17 protein-coding genes are annotated in these 16,969 nt (G+C 72.6%); 13 read left to right on the forward strand and 4 right to left on the reverse strand.

Features of this window, described 5'->3' with window-relative positions; genetic code table 11:
* Positions 1-4: 4 nt before the first annotated feature.
* Positions 5-811: a hypothetical protein gene (locus ACGFIR_RS19295; RefSeq protein ID WP_392998701.1), complete on the reverse strand. Its 807-nt coding sequence runs from the start codon at positions 809-811 to the stop codon at positions 5-7.
* A gap of 261 nt (positions 812-1,072) precedes the next feature.
* Complete coding sequence (locus tag ACGFIR_RS19300; RefSeq protein WP_392998703.1) at positions 1,073-1,204, reverse strand: hypothetical protein; 132 nt, start codon at positions 1,202-1,204, stop codon at positions 1,073-1,075.
* A gap of 219 nt (positions 1,205-1,423) precedes the next feature.
* On the opposite strand from ACGFIR_RS19300, the gene ACGFIR_RS19305 reads away from it, so the two are divergent.
* The 5 genes from ACGFIR_RS19305 to ACGFIR_RS19325 all read left to right on the forward strand — a co-directional run bounded on the left by ACGFIR_RS19305 (position 1,424) and on the right by ACGFIR_RS19325 (position 7,579).
* Positions 1,424-2,527 (forward strand): ABC transporter ATP-binding protein, encoded by a 1,104-nt coding sequence (locus ACGFIR_RS19305; RefSeq protein ID WP_393146289.1) that lies wholly within the window; start codon positions 1,424-1,426, stop codon positions 2,525-2,527.
* Between the two features lie 115 nt (positions 2,528-2,642).
* On the forward strand, positions 2,643-3,728 hold the full coding sequence (locus ACGFIR_RS19310; protein WP_392998707.1) for an ABC transporter ATP-binding protein: 1,086 nt from the start codon (positions 2,643-2,645) through the stop codon (positions 3,726-3,728).
* Entirely contained in the window at positions 3,725-4,726 is a 1,002-nt protein-coding gene (locus ACGFIR_RS19315; protein WP_392998709.1) for an ABC transporter permease, read from the forward strand. The genes ACGFIR_RS19310 and ACGFIR_RS19315 overlap by 4 nt, the downstream gene beginning before the upstream one ends.
* Positions 4,727-4,738: 12 nt before the next feature.
* Positions 4,739-5,725: an ABC transporter permease gene (locus ACGFIR_RS19320; RefSeq protein WP_392998711.1), complete on the forward strand. Its 987-nt coding sequence runs from the start codon at positions 4,739-4,741 to the stop codon at positions 5,723-5,725.
* A gap of 108 nt (positions 5,726-5,833) precedes the next feature.
* Complete coding sequence (locus ACGFIR_RS19325) at positions 5,834-7,579, forward strand: ABC transporter substrate-binding protein (RefSeq protein WP_392998713.1); 1,746 nt, start codon at positions 5,834-5,836, stop codon at positions 7,577-7,579.
* Positions 7,580-7,679: 100 nt separating this feature from the next.
* Here ACGFIR_RS19325 and ACGFIR_RS19330 read toward each other — a convergent pair whose 3' ends face one another.
* A complete protein-coding gene (locus ACGFIR_RS19330; RefSeq protein WP_392998715.1) occupies positions 7,680-9,824 on the reverse strand; it encodes a prolyl oligopeptidase family serine peptidase in 2,145 nt (714 codons plus the stop codon).
* A gap of 87 nt (positions 9,825-9,911) precedes the next feature.
* Here ACGFIR_RS19330 and mshB point away from each other — a divergent pair, with 87 nt between their 5' ends.
* From mshB to ACGFIR_RS19345, 3 genes are all read left to right on the forward strand, one after another.
* A complete protein-coding gene (mshB, locus tag ACGFIR_RS19335) occupies positions 9,912-10,838 on the forward strand; it encodes an N-acetyl-1-D-myo-inositol-2-amino-2-deoxy-alpha-D-glucopyranoside deacetylase (RefSeq protein ID WP_392998717.1) in 927 nt (308 codons plus the stop codon).
* A 17-nt stretch (positions 10,839-10,855) separates the two neighbouring features.
* A complete protein-coding gene (locus tag ACGFIR_RS19340; protein WP_392999406.1) occupies positions 10,856-11,293 on the forward strand; it encodes a hypothetical protein in 438 nt (145 codons plus the stop codon).
* A gap of 79 nt (positions 11,294-11,372) precedes the next feature.
* Complete coding sequence (locus ACGFIR_RS19345; protein WP_392998719.1) at positions 11,373-11,840, forward strand: hypothetical protein; 468 nt, start codon at positions 11,373-11,375, stop codon at positions 11,838-11,840.
* Positions 11,841-12,049: 209 nt separating this feature from the next.
* On the opposite strand, the gene ACGFIR_RS19350 is transcribed toward ACGFIR_RS19345, so the two are convergent.
* Entirely contained in the window at positions 12,050-13,009 is a 960-nt protein-coding gene (locus tag ACGFIR_RS19350; protein ID WP_392998721.1) for a GNAT family N-acetyltransferase, read from the reverse strand.
* Between the two features lie 79 nt (positions 13,010-13,088).
* Here ACGFIR_RS19350 and fdxA point away from each other — a divergent pair, with 79 nt between their 5' ends.
* The 5 genes from fdxA to ACGFIR_RS19375 are packed head-to-tail and all read left to right on the forward strand — an operon-like array spanning position 13,089 to position 16,899.
* Complete coding sequence (fdxA, locus tag ACGFIR_RS19355) at positions 13,089-13,415, forward strand: ferredoxin (RefSeq protein WP_091422126.1); 327 nt, start codon at positions 13,089-13,091, stop codon at positions 13,413-13,415.
* Positions 13,412-14,515: a succinyldiaminopimelate transaminase gene (dapC, locus tag ACGFIR_RS19360; protein WP_393146602.1), complete on the forward strand. Its 1,104-nt coding sequence runs from the start codon at positions 13,412-13,414 to the stop codon at positions 14,513-14,515. Before fdxA ends, dapC begins: the two co-directional genes overlap by 4 nt.
* Positions 14,516-14,534: 19 nt before the next feature.
* The gene (locus ACGFIR_RS19365; protein ID WP_393146291.1) at positions 14,535-15,566 is read left to right on the forward strand and encodes a prephenate dehydrogenase; all 1,032 of its coding nucleotides are present in this window, start codon (positions 14,535-14,537) and stop codon (positions 15,564-15,566) included.
* 41 nt (positions 15,567-15,607) lie between these two features.
* Complete coding sequence (locus ACGFIR_RS19370) at positions 15,608-16,252, forward strand: SIMPL domain-containing protein (protein ID WP_392998725.1); 645 nt, start codon at positions 15,608-15,610, stop codon at positions 16,250-16,252.
* On the forward strand, positions 16,252-16,899 hold the full coding sequence (locus ACGFIR_RS19375; RefSeq protein ID WP_393146293.1) for a nucleoside/nucleotide kinase family protein: 648 nt from the start codon (positions 16,252-16,254) through the stop codon (positions 16,897-16,899). Before ACGFIR_RS19370 ends, ACGFIR_RS19375 begins: the two co-directional genes overlap by 1 nt.
* Positions 16,900-16,969: the final 70 nt, after the last annotated feature.

Consider the following 16,969-nt stretch of genomic DNA (forward strand, 5'->3'; position numbering starts at 1 on the left):
CCCTCTAGTTGATGAACCGCAGGTCGTTGAACCAGCCGGCAGCCAGCGCCATGACGTAGAAGTCCGTCAGGGCCAGCGTGCCGAGGGTGATCCAGGCGAGCTGCATGTGCCGGACGTTCAGGGCCGAGACGAAGGTCCAGGCCCGGTAGCGCACCGGGTGCTTGGAGAAGTGCTTGAGCCGCCCGCCGATGATGTGCCGGCACGAGTGGCAGGAGATCGTGTACGCCCACAGCATGACCACGTTGCCGAGCAGGATGAGGTTGCCCAGCCCGAACCCGAAGCCCTTGGGGGAGTGGAAGGCCAGGATCGCGTCCCAGGTGTTGATCAGCGAGATGATCGCGGCGGCGTAGAAGAAGTAGCGGTGCAGGTTCTGCCCGAGCAGCGGGAACCGGGTCTCGCCGCTGTAGGACTTGTGCCCGTCCGGGACCGCGCAGGCGGGCGGCGACAGCCAGAACGACCGGTAGTACGCCTTGCGGTAGTAGTAGCAGGTGAGCCGGAACAGCAGCAGGAACGGCAGCGTCAGCGCCGCGTCCGGGATGATCCACCAGCCGGGCAGGAACCGTCCGAAGTGCGCGGCCTCCGGCAGACACCGGTCGGTCACGCAGGGGGAGTAGAACGGGGTCAGGTAGTGGAAGTCCTCGACCCAGTACCACTTGTGCATGAAGACCCGGACCGTCGCGTACGCCACCCATGCGCCGAGCCCGATCACCGTGATCAGCGGGGCGAGCCACCAGCGGTCGGTACGCAACGTCTTCGCCGCGATGGCGGCGCGCGCCCGCGCCCCCAGCGGCCTCGTTGCCGTTGATGTCATTCAGTCGTCTCCCTGACAGGACCCTCACGGGGCGGATCAAGTTCCGGTCGGCATGCGGACCGCGAACCCGCGCCGCCTGCCGCGTCATGCGCACACCAACGACCACGCCGACGATTCGGCGCAGCTAAGTGACACACGTTACGCCGATCTCTGCGAGCCGTCCGCGCAAGGCAGTGTCCCGTGTGTCCGGGCTGGTGGGAAGCCCTGGACGGTGATCGATGGCCGGATGTTAAGAACTTCACCGGAGCGGGGCGTGCGGTGTCAGGCGAGCAGATCCGCCGGCCGGATGGCGGCCCGGACGGGCTCGGTCGGCACCAGCGTCCCGCCGAGGGCGAGGTACTCCTCTTCGCGCCACGGGCCGTCGTGGCCGAACACCGCCGCGGTCATGGTCACCCCCGCCTCGTGCCGGCGGGAATCCTTCCAGGGCTGCCGCGCCCATCGTCGCACCCGCTGTGCGTGCGGGACGTCAACGCCCGTGAATGGCGAGGTGAGGGTGTTCACGCCCGTTGCGGACTCGTTACGCTGTGGCCCGCTGACAGCACCCGGCTTTGTAGCTTATTTTCACCCTCAGTGGTTTCCTGTAAGTTCTCTTCGTCACTGAGGGAGGCGGTCGTGGACAGTCCCGGGTCGGCGCCGTCCGGAAAACCGGACCGCCCCAGCGCGCCGGAGCAGCGCTCCGGCCAGGATCCCTACCTGCGGGTGAGCGACCTGCGGGTCCGGTTCGACACCGAGGACGGCGTGGTGCGCGCCGTCGACGGGGTGTCGTTCGAGGTGGCCCGGGGGCGCACCCTCGGCATCGTCGGGGAGTCCGGCTCGGGTAAGAGCGTCACCTCGCTGGCCATCCTCGGGCTGCACAGCGCCAAGCGGACCAGCATCACCGGGGAGATCTCCGTCGGCGGCCGACAGCTGGTCGGCCTGCCCGACGAGGAGGTACGCCGGCTGCGCGGCCGGGACATGGCGATGATCTTCCAGGATCCGCTGTCGGCGCTGCACCCGTACTACACGGTGGGCAGGCAGATCGCCGAGGCGTACTGGGTGCACCACCCGAAGGCCGGCAAGCGCGAGGCCCGCCAGCGCGCCGTCGACATGCTGGGCCGGGTCGGTATCCCGCAGCCGGCCCGCCGCTTCGACCAGTACCCGCACGAGTTCTCCGGCGGCATGCGGCAGCGGGCGATGATCGCCATGGCGCTGGTCAACGACCCGGACCTGCTGATCGCCGACGAGCCGACCACCGCCCTGGACGTGACGGTGCAGGCGCAGATCCTCGACCTGCTGGCCGACCTCCAGGCCGAGTTCCACTCCGCGATCATCCTGATCACCCACGACCTGGGCGTGGTCAGCCAGGTCGCCGACGAGGTGCTGGTCATGTACGGCGGGCGGGCCGTCGAGCACGGCAGCGTCGAGCAGGTGCTCCGCCGGCCGCAGCACCCGTACACCTGGGGTCTGCTCTCCAGCGTGCCCTCGCTGCACGGCGACGCGGACGCGGACCTGGTGCCGATCCGGGGCAACCCGCCGAGCCTGATCAACCTGCCGTCCGGCTGCGCCTTCCACCCGCGCTGCCGGTACGCCGACCGCAACGGCGACCGGTCCCGCACGGAGGTCCCCGAGCTGCGTCCCGCCGGCGCGCCCGGCCACCTGGTCGCCTGCCACCTCTCCGCCGACGACCGGACGCGCCTGTACGCGGAGGACATCGCCCAGGTGGGAGTCGCCCGGTGAGCGCGAGGAACGCAGCGCAGCGGAGTCCCGCAGTCGCGAACGAAGGTGGCGCCCGGGTGAGCGCGAGGAACGTAGCGCAGCGGAGTCCCGCAGTCGCGAACGGAGGTGGGCTCCGATGAGCACCCAGGTGGACACCGGGCCGGTGCGCCCGGCCGAGACCGCTGAGCCGCTGCTGCGGGTGCGGGGGCTGACCAAGCACTTCCCGGTGCGCGAGGGCCTGCGGCGCGGCGGGCTGGTCCGGGCCGTCGACGGGCTGGACTTCGACGTGCGGCCGGGCGAGACGCTCGGCCTGGTGGGCGAGTCGGGCTGCGGCAAGACGACCACGGGGCGGATGCTGGTCCGCCTGCTGGAGCCGACGGCGGGCAGCATCGAGTTCGCCGGGCGGGACATCACCCACGCCGGCCGCCGCGAGCTGCGGGCGCTGCGGCAGGACCTCCAGATCATCTTCCAGGACCCGTACGCGTCGCTGAACCCGCGGCACACGGTGGGCCGGATCGTGGCGATGCCGTTGCAGGTCAACGGGATCGAGCCGCCGGGCGGGGTGAAGAAGCGGGTCCAGGAACTGCTGGAGCTGGTCGGGCTGAACCCGGAGCACTACAACCGCTACCCGCACGAGTTCTCCGGCGGCCAGCGGCAGCGCATCGGCATCGCCCGGGCGCTGGCGCTGCGACCGAAGCTGATCGTCGCCGACGAGCCGGTCTCCGCCCTGGACGTGTCGATCCAGGCACAGGTGGTCAACCTCCTGCGCGACCTGCAACGCGATCTCGGCCTGGCGTTCGTCTTCATCGCCCACGACCTGGCCGTGGTGCGGCACTTCTGCCAGCGGGTCGCCGTCATGTACCTCGGCAAGATCGTGGAGATCGGCGACCGGGACGACATCTACGAACGCCCGCAGCACCCGTACACCCGGGCTCTGCTCTCGGCGATCCCCGACGTCACCCAGCTCGGCGCGGCGGGCCGGATCCGGCTCTCCGGGGACGTCCCGACGCCGCTGGACCCGCCGTCGGGTTGCCGTTTCCGCACCCGGTGCTGGAAGGCGCAGGAGCGGTGCGCCACCGAGGAGCCGGCGCTGGTGCCGCGCGGCGGCGACCAGGCCACCGCCTGCCACTTCCCGGAGACGGGGCCGGCCGGTGACGACGCGCCGTCGGTGGACCCCGGGACCGCCGGGGCCGGTACGACCGCCGAGGAGGTGGCGAAGTGAGCCTGTCCCCGGTCGAGGGCACGGCGCTGGCCGAGATCGAGTCCGGCGCGGACACCGGCGAGCAGAAGACGCTGATCGGCCGCTCGCCCGGCCAACTCGTCCTCAGCCGGCTGCGGAAGGACCGCACGGCCCTGGTCAGCGGGATCGTGCTGGTCGTCTTCGTGCTGCTGGCGTTGGGTGCGCCCCTGGTCCAGCGGCTCTACGGGGTGACGCCGAACGAGCAGTTCGGCGACCTGCTGGACAGCACCGGGATGCCGCTGGGGTACGTCGGCGGAATCAGCGGCGACCACTGGTTCGGGCTGGAACCCGGCCTGGGCCGGGACATCTTCATCCGGATGATCTACGGCATCCGCACCTCGCTGCTGATCGCGCTCGGCGCCGCCCTGATCACCACGGCGATCGGCGTGGTCCTCGGGATCCTCGCCGGCTACCTCGGCGGCGTGGCGGACGCGGTGATCAGCTGGGTGACCGACGTGGCCCTGGCGATGCCGTTCCTGATCTTCGCGCTGGCCGTGGTGCCGACGTTCTCGCTGCGCTTCTACGGGCCGCGTGACGAGGTGCCGACCTGGTTCGCGGTCACCACGCTGATCGTGGTCTTCACCGCGTTCGGCTGGACCAGCACCGCGCGGCTGGTCCGGGGGCAGGTGGTGTCACTGCGCGAACGCGAGTTCGTGGAGGCGGCGAAGGCCAGCGGCGCGGGGCTCGGGCACATGCTCTTCCGGCAGCTGCTGCCGAACATCTGGGCCCCGATCCTGGTGTCGTTCTCGCTGCTGGTGCCGTCGTACGTGACCAGCGAGGCGGCGCTGTCCTTCCTCGGCGTCGGGCTGCCCGAGTCGGTGCCCAGCTTCGGCCGGATGATCTTCCGGAGCATCGACTACCTGCAGACCGACCCGGCATACGTCTTCTTCCCCGGCATCACGATCTTCGCGCTCGTGCTGGCGTTCAACCTCTTCGGCGACGCGTTGCGTGACGCGCTCGACCCGAAGTCGTCACGGTAAGGGGTACTGCGCATGGTGCGCTTCCTGCTGAAGCGGGTGACGCTCGCGATCTCGGTGCTGTTCGCGGTGAGTGTGGTCAGCTTCCTGCTGTTCTTCGCGCTGCCCGCCGACCCGGTGACCGGCATGTGCCCGAAGAACTGCAACGCCGAGCGCCTCGAACGGGTGCGGACGGAACTGGGTCTCAACGAGCCGAAGGTGCAGCAGTACGCCGACTACATGAAGGGCATCTTCGTCGGCCGCGACCTGGGCAGCGCGCAGGGCGGCGAGTGCGCGGCGCCCTGCCTCGGCTACTCGTACGTCAACAGCGAGGCGGTCACCGACACCTTCGCCCGGGTGCTGCCGGTGACGTTGAGCATCGTCCTGCCCGCGGCGGTGCTGTGGCTCGCCGTCGGGGTCGGGCTCGGCATGGTCTCGGCGCTGCGGCGCGGCTCGCTGCTCGACCGGATCTCGATAGGTCTCACCCTGACCTTCGCCTCGCTCCAGCTCTACTTCGTCGGCGCGGTCCTGTTGCTGGTCTTCGTGTACACGCTGAAGATCCTGCCCACGCCGCGCTACACGTCCCTGTTCGAGAGTCCCCTGGAATGGGCGCGGGGGCTGGTGCTGGCCTGGGTCACCCTGGCGCTGCTCTTCTCCGCGATCTACGCCCGGCTGTCCCGGGCGCAGATGCTGGAGACGCTCTCGGAGGACTTCGTGCGTACCGCCCGGGCCAAGGGCATGCCGAAACGCAAGGTGTACGGCAAGCACGCGCTGCGCGCGGCGATCACGCCGATCGTCACCATCGCCGGCCTCGACGTGGGCGCGGCGCTCGGCGGCACGGTGATCACCGAGACCACCTTCGGCATCCAGGGACTGGGTCGTACGGCGGTGGAGGCGGTCCGTCAGGGTGACCTGCCGACGATCATGGGGACCGTGCTCATCGCCGCGCTGTTCGTGGTCATCGCCAACATGGTCGTCGACCTGCTCTACGCGTTCGTCGACCCTCGGGTGCGCCTCGGCTGACCCCGGTCCGCCGGGTGCCGATCGTTGTAGCCCCGTTATCCGCTCGAAATTTACCGTCATTGAAGGCTAGGCGAAGCTTTCCTTCATCGGCGATCCGGAGGAGTGAGAATGCGAGCAAGACGCGTCACCGCCCTGGGCGGTGCGATCGCACTGATGGTTTCCCTCGGTGCGTGCAGCGAGAACACCGGTGACGACACCGGCGGGGTGGACACCACCAAGCCGCGCACCGGCGCCATCGCGACCGACCCCAAGGACTCTCTCGGCCCGGCGCCGGAGGTGCCCGGCGCGGCCAAGGGCGGCACGTTCTACATCCTGCGGCAGAACAAGATCTCCCACATGGACCCGCAGCGGATCTACTCGTTCGCGGGCCTGATGGGCAGCCAGCTCTACGCCCGCTTCCTCACCACGTTCAAGGACGACGGCAAGGGCAACGTCACGCTGGTCGGCGACCTGGCCGAGACCCCCGGCACCAACGTCAACAACGACTGCAAGGTCTGGGAGTTCAAGATCAAGCAGGGGGTGAAGTTCGAGGACGGCCGGCCGATCACCAGCAAGGAGATCGCGTACGGCATCGCCCGGTCCTTCGACCCGGACCTCACCGGCGGCCCGACCTACATCCAGGAGTGGCTGGTCGACAGCCCGCAGTACGACACCAAGTGGGACTTCAAGGCCAACAAGACCTCGCTGCCGCCGGGGCTCACCACGCCGGACGAGAAGACGCTGCGCTTCGAGTTCAACAAGCCCCGCTGTGACCTGCCGTTCGCCGTCTCGCTGCCGGCCACCGCGCCGCTGCCGGCGGACAAGGACACCGGCGTCAACCTGGACAACCAGCCGTTCTCGTCGGGCCCGTACAAGATGACCAAGCACACGCCGGGTGTCGAGATCGTGCTCGAGCGCAACGAGCACTGGGACCCGGCCACCGACGCCGTGCGCCACCAGTACCCGGACAAGTTCATCTGGTCCCTGGGCGCCGACCAGGCCGCCCAGACCAACCGGGTGCTCGCCGGCACCGGCAACGACGCCGCGGCGGTCGCCACCGGCGGCGTCCCGTCCGAGCTGATCGCCAAGGTCACCGGCGACCCCAAGCTCAAGGAGCGGATGATCGTCGCCGCCACGCCGAACGCGTACCGGCTGAGCATCAACACCACGCGCGTCACCGACCTGGCGGTGCGCCAGGCCATCAACTACGCGATCGACCGCACCAGCATCACCAAGAACCTCGGCGGCCCCTACGGCGCCGTGCCGCTGACCACGCTGCTGCCGCCCACCACGCTCGGCTACAAGCAGTTCGACGCGTACCCGGCCGGTGACAGCGGCAACCCGGAGAAGGCCAAGGAGGTGCTCGCCGGCAAGACGCAGAACCTGGTGCTGCTCACCTCCGACGTGAGCAGCTCCCAGGAGCGGGCCACCCAGATCAAGAACGCCCTGGAGAAGGTCGGCCTCACCGTGACGATCAAGACGATCCCCGAGGACGGCTACCTCGACACGGTGAAGAAGAAGGACAACCCGTACGACCTCTGGGTCGACTCGTGGGCGGCCGACTGGCCCAGCGGCGCGGCGATCCTGCCGGTGCTCTTCGACGGCCGTGGCATCAAGGCCGAGGGCAACAGCAACACCTCGCAGCTCAACAACGAGGCGATCAACGCGGAGTTCGACCGGGTCCTCGCGCTCGACCCGGCCAAGCAGGCCGAGGAGTGGAGCAAGCTCGACGAGCGGCTCATGAAGGAGACGGCGCCGGCGGTGCCGCTGTACACCGAGGTGGTCTCCGTCGCGCACGGCGAGAAGGCCGGTGGCATCTTCGTGGGCAGCATCTTCGGCTGGCCGAGCTTCGTGGACGCGTACGTCAAGCAGTGACACCGGGCAGCGCCGGTGCTCCCACCGGCGCGCTCTGAAGTGCAAGGAAGGGCACCTTCCCGACGCTGAGCGTCAGGGGAGGTGCCCTTCCTGCACCGCCTTACGCCAGGTGGCGGCGGACGAAGTCGAGTTCCAGCTTGAGCAGGCGTTCGGCGGTGCCGCCGGCGGCCATGTGGGTGGCCCCCGTCAGCGGGAGCACGGAGTGCGGGCGGCCCGTCGCCAGCAGCGCCGCCGACAGCCGCAGCGTGTGCGCGGCCACCACGTTGTCGTCGGCCAGGCCGTGCACCAGCAGCAACGGCCGGGCCTCCGCCGGGTCCGACACCGGCTCGCCGGCCAGTTCCACAAGCGAATGGTGCGCGTAGATGTCCGTGCCGTCCTCCGGCAGACCCAGGTAGCGCTCGGTGTAGGCGGTGTCGTACAACGCCCAGTCGGTGACGGGCGCCCCGACGATGCCGCAGCGGAACAGCTCCGGGTGCCGCAGCACCGCCAGCCCGGCCAGCCAGCCGCCGAACGACCAGCCGCGCACCGCCACCCGCTCCAGGTCGAGGTCGGGGTGCTTGCCGGCCAACGCGGTGAGCGCGTCCACCTGGTCGAGCAGGACGACGTCGGCCACCCGCCGGTGGATCGCCTTCTCGAAGGAGGGGGCCACGCCCGGCGTACCGCGGTTGTCGATGGTGACCACCGCGAAGCCGGCGTCGGCCCACCACTGCCGCTCCAGCCACGCCCCACGGGCGGCCAGCACCTCCTGGTGCCCCGGCCCGCCGTAGACGTCCAGCAGCACCGGCAGCCGCCGGCCGGTGACGTAGTTGTCCGGGTAGAGCACGGCCGTCGGCAGGCGCCGGTCGGTGACCCGCTCCAGCAGCGGCAGCGGCGCGTACGGCGGGGTGGCGGCGAGCGAGCGCAGCACGCCCACCTCGCGCTCGCCCTGCCACACCGTCCACCGGGTGCCCGGGTGGTCGAGCGAGGCGCTCCCCACCACCAGCACGTCCCCGCCCACGGCGGCCGTGTGCCAGCCCGGGTCGGTGGTGATCCGGCGGGCGTCCACCCCGCCCCCGATGGTGGTACGCACCCGGAACAGGTGCCGCTCGCTCGGCTCCCCGTCGCTCGCCTCCACCAGCAGGTCGGCCGGGCCGCTGCCACCCGGCAGCCGCCCCACCACCCGCCGCACGTAGAGCGACGGCGGCGTGAGCAGGGTCCCGTCGGCGAAGAGGCAGCGCGCGTCATACCCGTCGTGGGCGAGTTCGCCGCCGACCAGCACCCGGCCGTCCGGCAGGTGCGCCGGCGTCCCGGGGATCGGCTCCACCCAACGCGGGTCGGCCAGCTCGGCGTGCACCTGGGTCTCGCCGGTGCGCGGGTCGACGGCGAGCACCAGGCCGTGCTGCTGGGAACGGCGCAGCACGGTGATCAGCGGGCCGCCCTCGGCCCAGTGCACGGCAGTCAGGTACGGGTAGGTCTCCCGGTCCCAGTGCACGTCGACCCAGCCGTCGTCGAGATCCAGCAGGTGCAGGCTGACCTCGGCGTTCGCGCCGCCCGCCGCGGGATAGGCGACCGTGGTCGGCGGGCTCGCCGGGTCGGCCGGGTCGTGCAGGTGCCAGCGTTGCACCCGGGACTCGTCCACCCGGGCGGCCAGCACCGAGCGGCCGTCCGGCGCCCACCAGTAGCCGCGGAAGCGGTGGAACTCCTCGGCCGCGATGTGCTCGGCCAGCCCCCAGGTCACCCCGGAGTCCTCGCCGGCCAGCAGGGTGTCCGTGCCGTCGTGCTCGACCACCCGCAGCTGACCCCGGCGGACCCCCTCGGCGGCGTCGGTGACGTACGCCAGGCGCTGCCCGGTGGGGTCGGGACGGGGATCCAGCACCGGGCCGACGGTGGCCACCTCGACCACGTCGCCGTGCACCAGGTCGGCCCGGAACAGCCGCCCGGCCAGCGCGAAGACCGCCACCCGCCCGGCGCCGTCCAGCGCGTACGAGCCGATGCCGGAGGCGCTCAGCCGCAGCCGCTCGCGCAGCGCGCGCTCGCCCGGGCTCAGCGCGTCGGGGTCGGCGTCGGCCCCGAGCAGCGCCGCCGGATCGGCGACCAGCCGCTCCTCGCCGGTCGCCACGTCGAGCAGCCAGAGCGCGTCGGCCGGGTCCTCCGGGCCGGCCGAACGCAGGAACAGAACCCGGGAGCCGTCGTCGGCCACGGTGACCGCCCGAGGCGCTCCGCGGCTGAACCGACGGGTGCGGGCGGCCAGCTCCGGAAAGTCCACAGCCCAGATCGTAGAGCGGTGACGGGGGGTGATGTGGCGGACCTGCGCGGACGCGTCAGGGCCGGCCGGGCAGAACCGCCGGTTAGAGTGACCGGCGTGACGACGCTGCCTGACCGCCGGCTCCTGCTGGTCCACGCGCACCCCGACGACGAGTCCATCGGCACCGGCTCGACGATGGCGCACTACGCCGCCGCCGGCGCCCACGTCACCCTGGTGACCTGCACCCTCGGCGAGGAGGGTGAGATCCACGTGCCGGCGCTGGCACAGCTCGCCGCCGCCGAGGCCGACCAGCTCGGCGGTTGGCGGATCGCCGAGCTGAACGCCGCCTGCGCCGCGCTCGGCGTCACCGACCACCGCTTCCTCGGCGGCGCCGGGCGCTACCGCGACTCCGGCATGATGGGTCTCGCCACCAACGAGCATCCCCGGGCCTTCTGGCAGGCCGACCTCGACGAGGCCGCCGGGCACCTGGTGGAGATCATGCGGGAGGTACGCCCGCAGGTCATGGTCACGTACGACGACAACGGCTTCTACGGGCACCCGGACCACATCCAGGCGCACCGGGTGGCGATGCGCGCCCACGAGCTGGCCGGCGCGGAGGGCTTCGCCCCAGCGAAGGTCTACTGGACCGCGATGCCGCTCAGCGTGCTGGAGGCGGGGATGGGCCACTTCGTCGAGTCCTCCGACAACCCCTTCGCCGGCATCCAGGACATCTCCGAGCTGCCCTTCGGCACGCCCGACGAGCAGATCGCCGCGCGGATCGACGCCACCGACCAGCACGCCGCCAAGGAGGCGGCGATGCGGGCGCACGCCACGCAGATCCCCGACACCTCCTGGCTCTACTCGATCGCCGGGAGCTTCGGCGGCGAGTTCATGGGCATGGAGTACTACACCCTCGCCGTCGGGCAGAAGGGACCGGGCAGCGGCCCGTACGGCTGGGAGGACGACCTCTTCGCCGGGCTCGACGTCGCCGACGGCCCGGACCGGTCCCCGGTCGCGGCGGCCGGTCTCCGGTGACCCTGCCCGTCGCGTCGATGTCGGCCGCCCCGGAGGAGACAGCGCCGCCACCGTCCGGGCAGTCCCGGCGGCTGCTCGACCTCGCCCTGCGCGTCGCCGGCGGGCTGGTCGCCGTCCTCGCCGGGACGCTCACCGCGGTGCTGGAGCTGCTGCTGGCCACGCTCCGGGTAGGCGGGCACCTGATCGGCGTCTCGGTGCTCGTGGCGATCGGCGCGAACATCGCGCTGAGCTGGTTCGCGCACGAGACCGTCGGCCGTCGCTGGGCGGTGGCGCTGCCGGCGACGCCGTGGTTCGTCCTGATGGCGGTCGCGGCGGTCCGCACCGCCGAGGGGGACCTGCTCGTCACCGGCGACAACTGGGTCGGCCTGGCGATGATCGTGGCCGGCGCGATGACCTTCGCGGTGATGGGTTTCCGGCAGGTACTGGCACCGCCACCGGTCCGGTCGGGGGACTGACGCCGCACAGGTTGCGGTGGTAGACATTCGTGCCAAGGATGCCCGCCGCCGGGGCGGGCGGTACGGCTGGAGGCGTGCGATGAGGGAGCGGTGGCGCGCGATCGGGATTCTCGCGGTCGCACTGTTCGCGGTCAACGTGGTCGCCCGGCTGGTCACCCGGTTCGGCTTCGACGGCGATGACACGGCCGCCGCCGACCGGGTGTCGCTGGGGATGTTCGTGGTGATCGGGCTGGTCCTGGCCGCGGTCGCCTTCTTCTGGGGGAAGCGTCGGCCGGTCGCCGCCTGGGGCGCGGACGTGGCCGCCGCGGCCGGGATCGCGCTGCTGCTGACGGTGCTGGTCGGGCCGCTGCTGGTCGGGGACAACCCGTTCGGCGGGGGCGCGGGCATGTTCTTCGCCCAGATCTGGCTCTACCTCGCGGCGGCCGGCGTCGGCGTGCTGCTCGGCTTCCTGCTGGTCACGGCGCTCGGCCTGGACTACCGCTCGCAGTCGCTCAAGCGGTACGCCGAACTCAGGGCCACCAAGCCCCGCCGCGTGGTCCGCCGCTGACCCACCCACCGGGCCAGCCCGCCCTCCCCTTCCCCACCCCACCCCTTCTCCCGCCCACCACCCCCGCCTCACCGCGTCGATCATGAAGTTGTTGCCACTGAAAGCGCTTTCCGCTGGCAATAACTTCATGATCGACGAGGCGGGCAGAAGGGCGCGGCGGGTGGAGGGCAGGGGACGGCGGAGGGGAGCGGGAGCGGGGCCGGGTGGGGTCAGGGTGGGGGTGTGCGGGTCAGGTAGGTGTGGTGGGTGGTGAAGCCCAGGGTGCGGTAGAGGGCCACCGCCGGGGTGTTGCGTTGCTCGACCTGGAGGAATGCGCGCGAGGCGCCGGTCGCGGCGCCCCAGTCGGCGAGCGCGCGGATGATCCGGCCCGCCAGGCCCTGCCGCCGCGCCTCGGGCAGCACCTCGATCAGGCTGAGCCCGAGCCAGCGTCCCTGCCCGGTGACCGTGCCCCGGCCGATGGCGAGCAGCGCGCCGTCGGCGTACACGTGGGCGAAGCGGACCTGGTCCACGGCGGTGAGCACGTGCCGGGCGGCGTCCGGCAGGCCGCCCTTGCGGCCGGCGGCGACGGTGAGCCAGTCGTCCGACGGGCCGGTGGCCAGCACGACCGGCGGTGCCCCGGCGCGCTCCGGCGCGGCCGGCGGCAGCCCCGCCAGCGGCACGGTCTGCACCAGTACGGGCGGTCGGCCGACCCAGCCGCGGGCGTCCAGCTCCGCGCCGACCGGGGCGGCGAGGGGCAGCGGGGTGTTGACCATCGGCGGCAGGCCGAGGTCGGCGTACCAGCGCTGCACCGCGTCGAGGGCGGCGGGCAGCGGCCGGTCGGGGTCGCCCACGGGCAGCGCCGAATTGGCCCGGCCGGTCCAGCCGCCGGCGGCGCGCAGCCGCCAGTCGCCGAGCCGTCCCCGTACGGCGGCGGGCCAGGCCTCGTCGGCGGCCAGTTCCAGCTCGACCACGGCGGCGGCGGTGGGCCGGCGGGCCGGCGGCACCCGCTTGGCCCGGTGCACCTCGACCACCGGGACCTGGAGCCGGCCCTGCGCGGTGGCGAGTGTGAGGTGGGTGTCACTCAGCTCGACCAGCTCGCCGAGGGCGTCCGAGTAGAGCGGCCGACCTTCGCGAACCCCCACGATCCGGCGCACCACGATCCGGTGTCCCACATCCTGCTGTCGGAGCACGATCGACCCCCTCCCCGGCGAGATACTAGGCTCTTACCGTCGCGGGTGATCGCGGCGTGTCTTGCGGAGGAGAAGACCGGTGACCTACATCATCGCCGAACCGTGCGTGGATGTGCTCGACAAGGCTTGCATCGAGGAATGCCCGGTCGACTGCATTTACGAGGGCAACCGGATGCTCTACATCCACCCCGACGAGTGCGTCGACTGTGGTGCCTGTGAGCCGGTCTGCCCGGTCGAGGCGATCTTCTACGAGGACGACGTCCCGGAGCAGTGGAAGGACTACACCGGCGCCAACTACGAGTTCTTCGAGGAGCTGGGCTCGCCCGGCGGTGCCTCGAAGATCGGCAAGGTGGAGAAGGACGCCACCTTCGTCGCCGCGCAGCCGCCGCGCGGCGAGGGCCACTGAGCCGGCCCGCGCCGGTCTCGTCGCGGCTGCCCGAGTTCACCTGGGACGCTCTGGACGCCGCGGCGACGCTGGCCGCGGCGCACCCTGAGGGTCTGATCAACCTCTCCATGGGTACGCCGGTCGACCCGGTGCCCGGGGTGATCCGGCAGGCGCTGGCCGACGCGTCCGACGCCCCCGGCTATCCGCTGACGGCCGGCACCCCGGTGCTGCGCGACACGATCGCGGCCTGGACCGCGCGGGCCTGCGGCGCCGGGGTCGACGGTCTCGGCGTGCTTCCGACGATCGGCTCGAAGGAACTCGTCGCCTGGCTGCCCACCCTGCTCGGGATCGGCCCCGGCGACGTCGTCGTGGTGCCCTCGATCGCCTACCCGACGTACGAGGACGGGGTACGGCTCGCCGGCGCCACCGTCGTACGCGCCGACTCGCTGACCGCCGTCGGCCCCACCTCCCGGGTGCGCCTGGTCTGGGTCAACTCGCCGGGCAATCCCACCGGCCGGGTGCTGCCCGCCGCCCACCTGCGCAAGGTGGTCGACTGGGCCCGGGAGCGCGGCGCGGTGGTCGCCAGCGACGAGTGCTACCTGCCGCTGGGCTGGTCCGCCGCACCCGTCTCGGTGCTCTCGCCCGAGGTCTGCGGCGGGTCGTACGACGGGGTGCTGGCCGTGCACTCGCTCTCGAAGCGCTCCAACCTGGCCGGCTACCGGGCGGGGTTCGTGGCGGGCGACCCGGCGCTGGTGGCGGAGCTGCTCAAGATCCGCAAGCACGCCGGGATGATCGTGCCGGCGCCGGTGCAGGCGGCGATGGTGGCCGCGCTGCGCGACGAGCGGCACGCCGACGAGCAGCGGGAGCGCTACCGGGCCCGGCGGGACGTCCTGCACGCCGCGTTCACCGGCGCGGGCTTCACCGTCGAGCACTCCGAGGCCGGGCTCTACCTCTGGCTGACCCGGGGGGAGGACTGCTGGGAGACGGTCGACTGGCTGGCCCGGCGGGGCATCCTGGTCGCCGCCGGAGCCTTCTACGGTCCGGGCGGCCGGCAGCACGTGCGGGTGGCCCTGACCGAGTCCGACGAGCACGTGGCGGCGGTCGCCGGCCGGCTCGCCTGAGCGGGACCGGCGGCGCGTGATGGCGGACAGTCCCCGAGGACGGCTTCGGGTCGCCGTGGTGGGCACCGGCCTGATCGGCGGCTCGATCCTGCTCCGGCTGCACGAGGCGGGGCTGGACGTCGTCGGCTGGGACCCGGACCGGGCCACCCGGGCGGCGGGCCGCGAACGCGGGGTGGCCTTCCCCGACGAGTTGGGCGAGGCGGTCCGTGACCGCGACGTCGTGTTCCTCTGCGGTCCGCTGCCGAGCCTGCCGGAGACCCTGCTCAGCGCCGTGCGGCACACCCGGGACGGGTGCGTCCTCACCGATGTGGGCAGCACGAAGGGCGCGGTGGCCGCCTTCGCCGCCGCCCACGGGTTGACCGACCGGTTCGTCCCCGGCCACCCGATGGCGGGTACCGAGCGGTCCGGGATCACCGCCGCCGTGCCGGCCCTCTTCGCGGGCGCCGCGTGGGTGCTCTGCCCGGCGGCCGAGGGCATCGGGCCGTTCCGGATGCTGTCGAGCCTCATCGTGGACGTCTTCGACGCCCGGGTGGTGCCGATGTCGCCGACGGTGCACGACTCGGTGGTGGCGCTCGCGTCCCACATCCCGCACCTGCTCGCCGGCAGCCTCGCCGGCGCGGTCGCGGGGTCGGACGTCACGGATGCCGTGCTGGGCCTCGCGGCGGGCAGCTTCCGTGACGGCACCCGGGTGGCCGGCACCCCGGCCCGGCGTACGGCCAACATGCTGCTCGACAACCGCGAGCAGGTGGTACGCCAACTCGGCCAGGTCAGCGCGTTCCTCGACGGGCTGGCCGCCGCGTTACGCGCCCGGGACGACGACGCCCTGGTCGCTCTCCTCCAGCGGGCGCAGGGCCTGCGTACCGCCTTTCTCGACCGTGACCTGCTCGCCCACCGGCGGGAGTTCCCCGCCGACGGTGACCACCGCGCCGAGGTCGCGTACCTGATGGGCCTGGGGGCCGCCGGCGGCTACCTCACCGGGTGCCGGATCGACGGCGGCCGGGTGGGTTACACGGGCCACCTCCCGCCGGCAGCGCCGGCCGGCGTGCGCTGAGACGGCGGGCGGGCCGGTGGACGCGCGGTTAGGGTGAGGGCATGGTGGACGGGCCGGTGGTTACGGTGCGCGGTGAGGCGTACCGGGAGGTGGCTCCGGAGGTCGCCCGGTTCTCGGTGACCGCCAGGGCACGCGACCGGGACCGGGAGGCCACGCTGACCCGGCTCGCGGAGCGGGCCGCCGCCGTGCGGGTGCTGCTCGACGGCGAGGGCGCCGGCATCGACCGGCGGGAGACCGGCGAGCTGCGGGTGCGGCCGGAGACGCGGCGATCCGGCGAGCGGGTGGTGGCGTACAGCGGCAGTGTGACCACGACCGTGACGGTCAGCGACTTCACCGCGCTCGGCGAGTTGATGCTGCGCCTGGCGGACCAGGACCAGGTCGAGGTCGCCGGGCCGTGGTGGTCGCTGCGGCCGGACAGCCCGGCCCACCGGGAGGCCCGGCACGCCGCCCTCGCCGACGCCCTGCTGCGTGCCCGCGAATACGCCGAGGCGCTCGGCGCCCAGGTGACCGCCCTGATCGAGCTGTCCGACGCGGGTGCCATGGAGCAGCCGATGATGAGCCGGATGGCGTACGCGGCCGGCGGTGCCGGCGGCGGCACGCCGGAGCTGGAACTCGACCCGCAACCGCAGACCGTGCACGCCGCGGTGCAGGCGCGGTTCGCGATCAGCGAGCCGGTCCTCGGCTGATGGCCGCGCCCCGGGTCGTCGGGATCGACGAACTGGTGAAGCGGGCGCAGGCCCTCGCCGAGGCCGGCCCGCGGCAACTGCTCGGCATCGCCGGGCCGCCCGGCGCGGGCAAGTCGACGCTGGCGGAGCGGATCGTCGAGGCGGTCGGCGCGACGGCCCGGCTGGTGCCCATGGACGGGTTCCACCTCGCCCAGGCCGAGCTGCGCCGCCTGGGCCGGGCGGAGCGCAAGGGGGCGCTGGACACCTTCGACGCCAACGGCTACGTCTCGCTGCTGCGCCGCCTGCGGCGGCTGGAGCCGACGGCGGTCTACGCGCCGGCGTTCCGCCGGGACCTGGAGGAGCCGGTGGCCGGCTCGATCGAGGTGCCGCCGTCGGTGCGGCTGGTAATCACCGAGGGCAACTACCTGCTGATGGCCGGGACGCCCTGGGACGAGGTGCGGCAGCTGCTGCACGAGGCGTGGTTCCTGGACCTGGACGCCGAGCTGCGGCTGCGCCGGCTGACCGCCCGGCACGAGGCGTACGGGCGGTCGCCGGAGCAGGCGCGGGAGTGGGCGACGGGCAGCGACGAGGCCAACGCCGCCCTGGTGGCCGACACCGCGCGCCGCGCCGACCTGGTGGTCCGGCTCGCCGAGCCACCGCCGCCCTGACGAAGGAGCCGCGCTCAGCCCTGACGAGGAGCCGCGCTCAGCCCTGACGAGGAGCCGCGCTCAGTCCTGA

This window comes from Micromonospora sp. NPDC049051, from assembly GCF_043197575.1.
In the GTDB taxonomy this organism is placed as follows: Bacteria; Actinomycetota; Actinomycetes; order Mycobacteriales; family Micromonosporaceae; genus Micromonospora.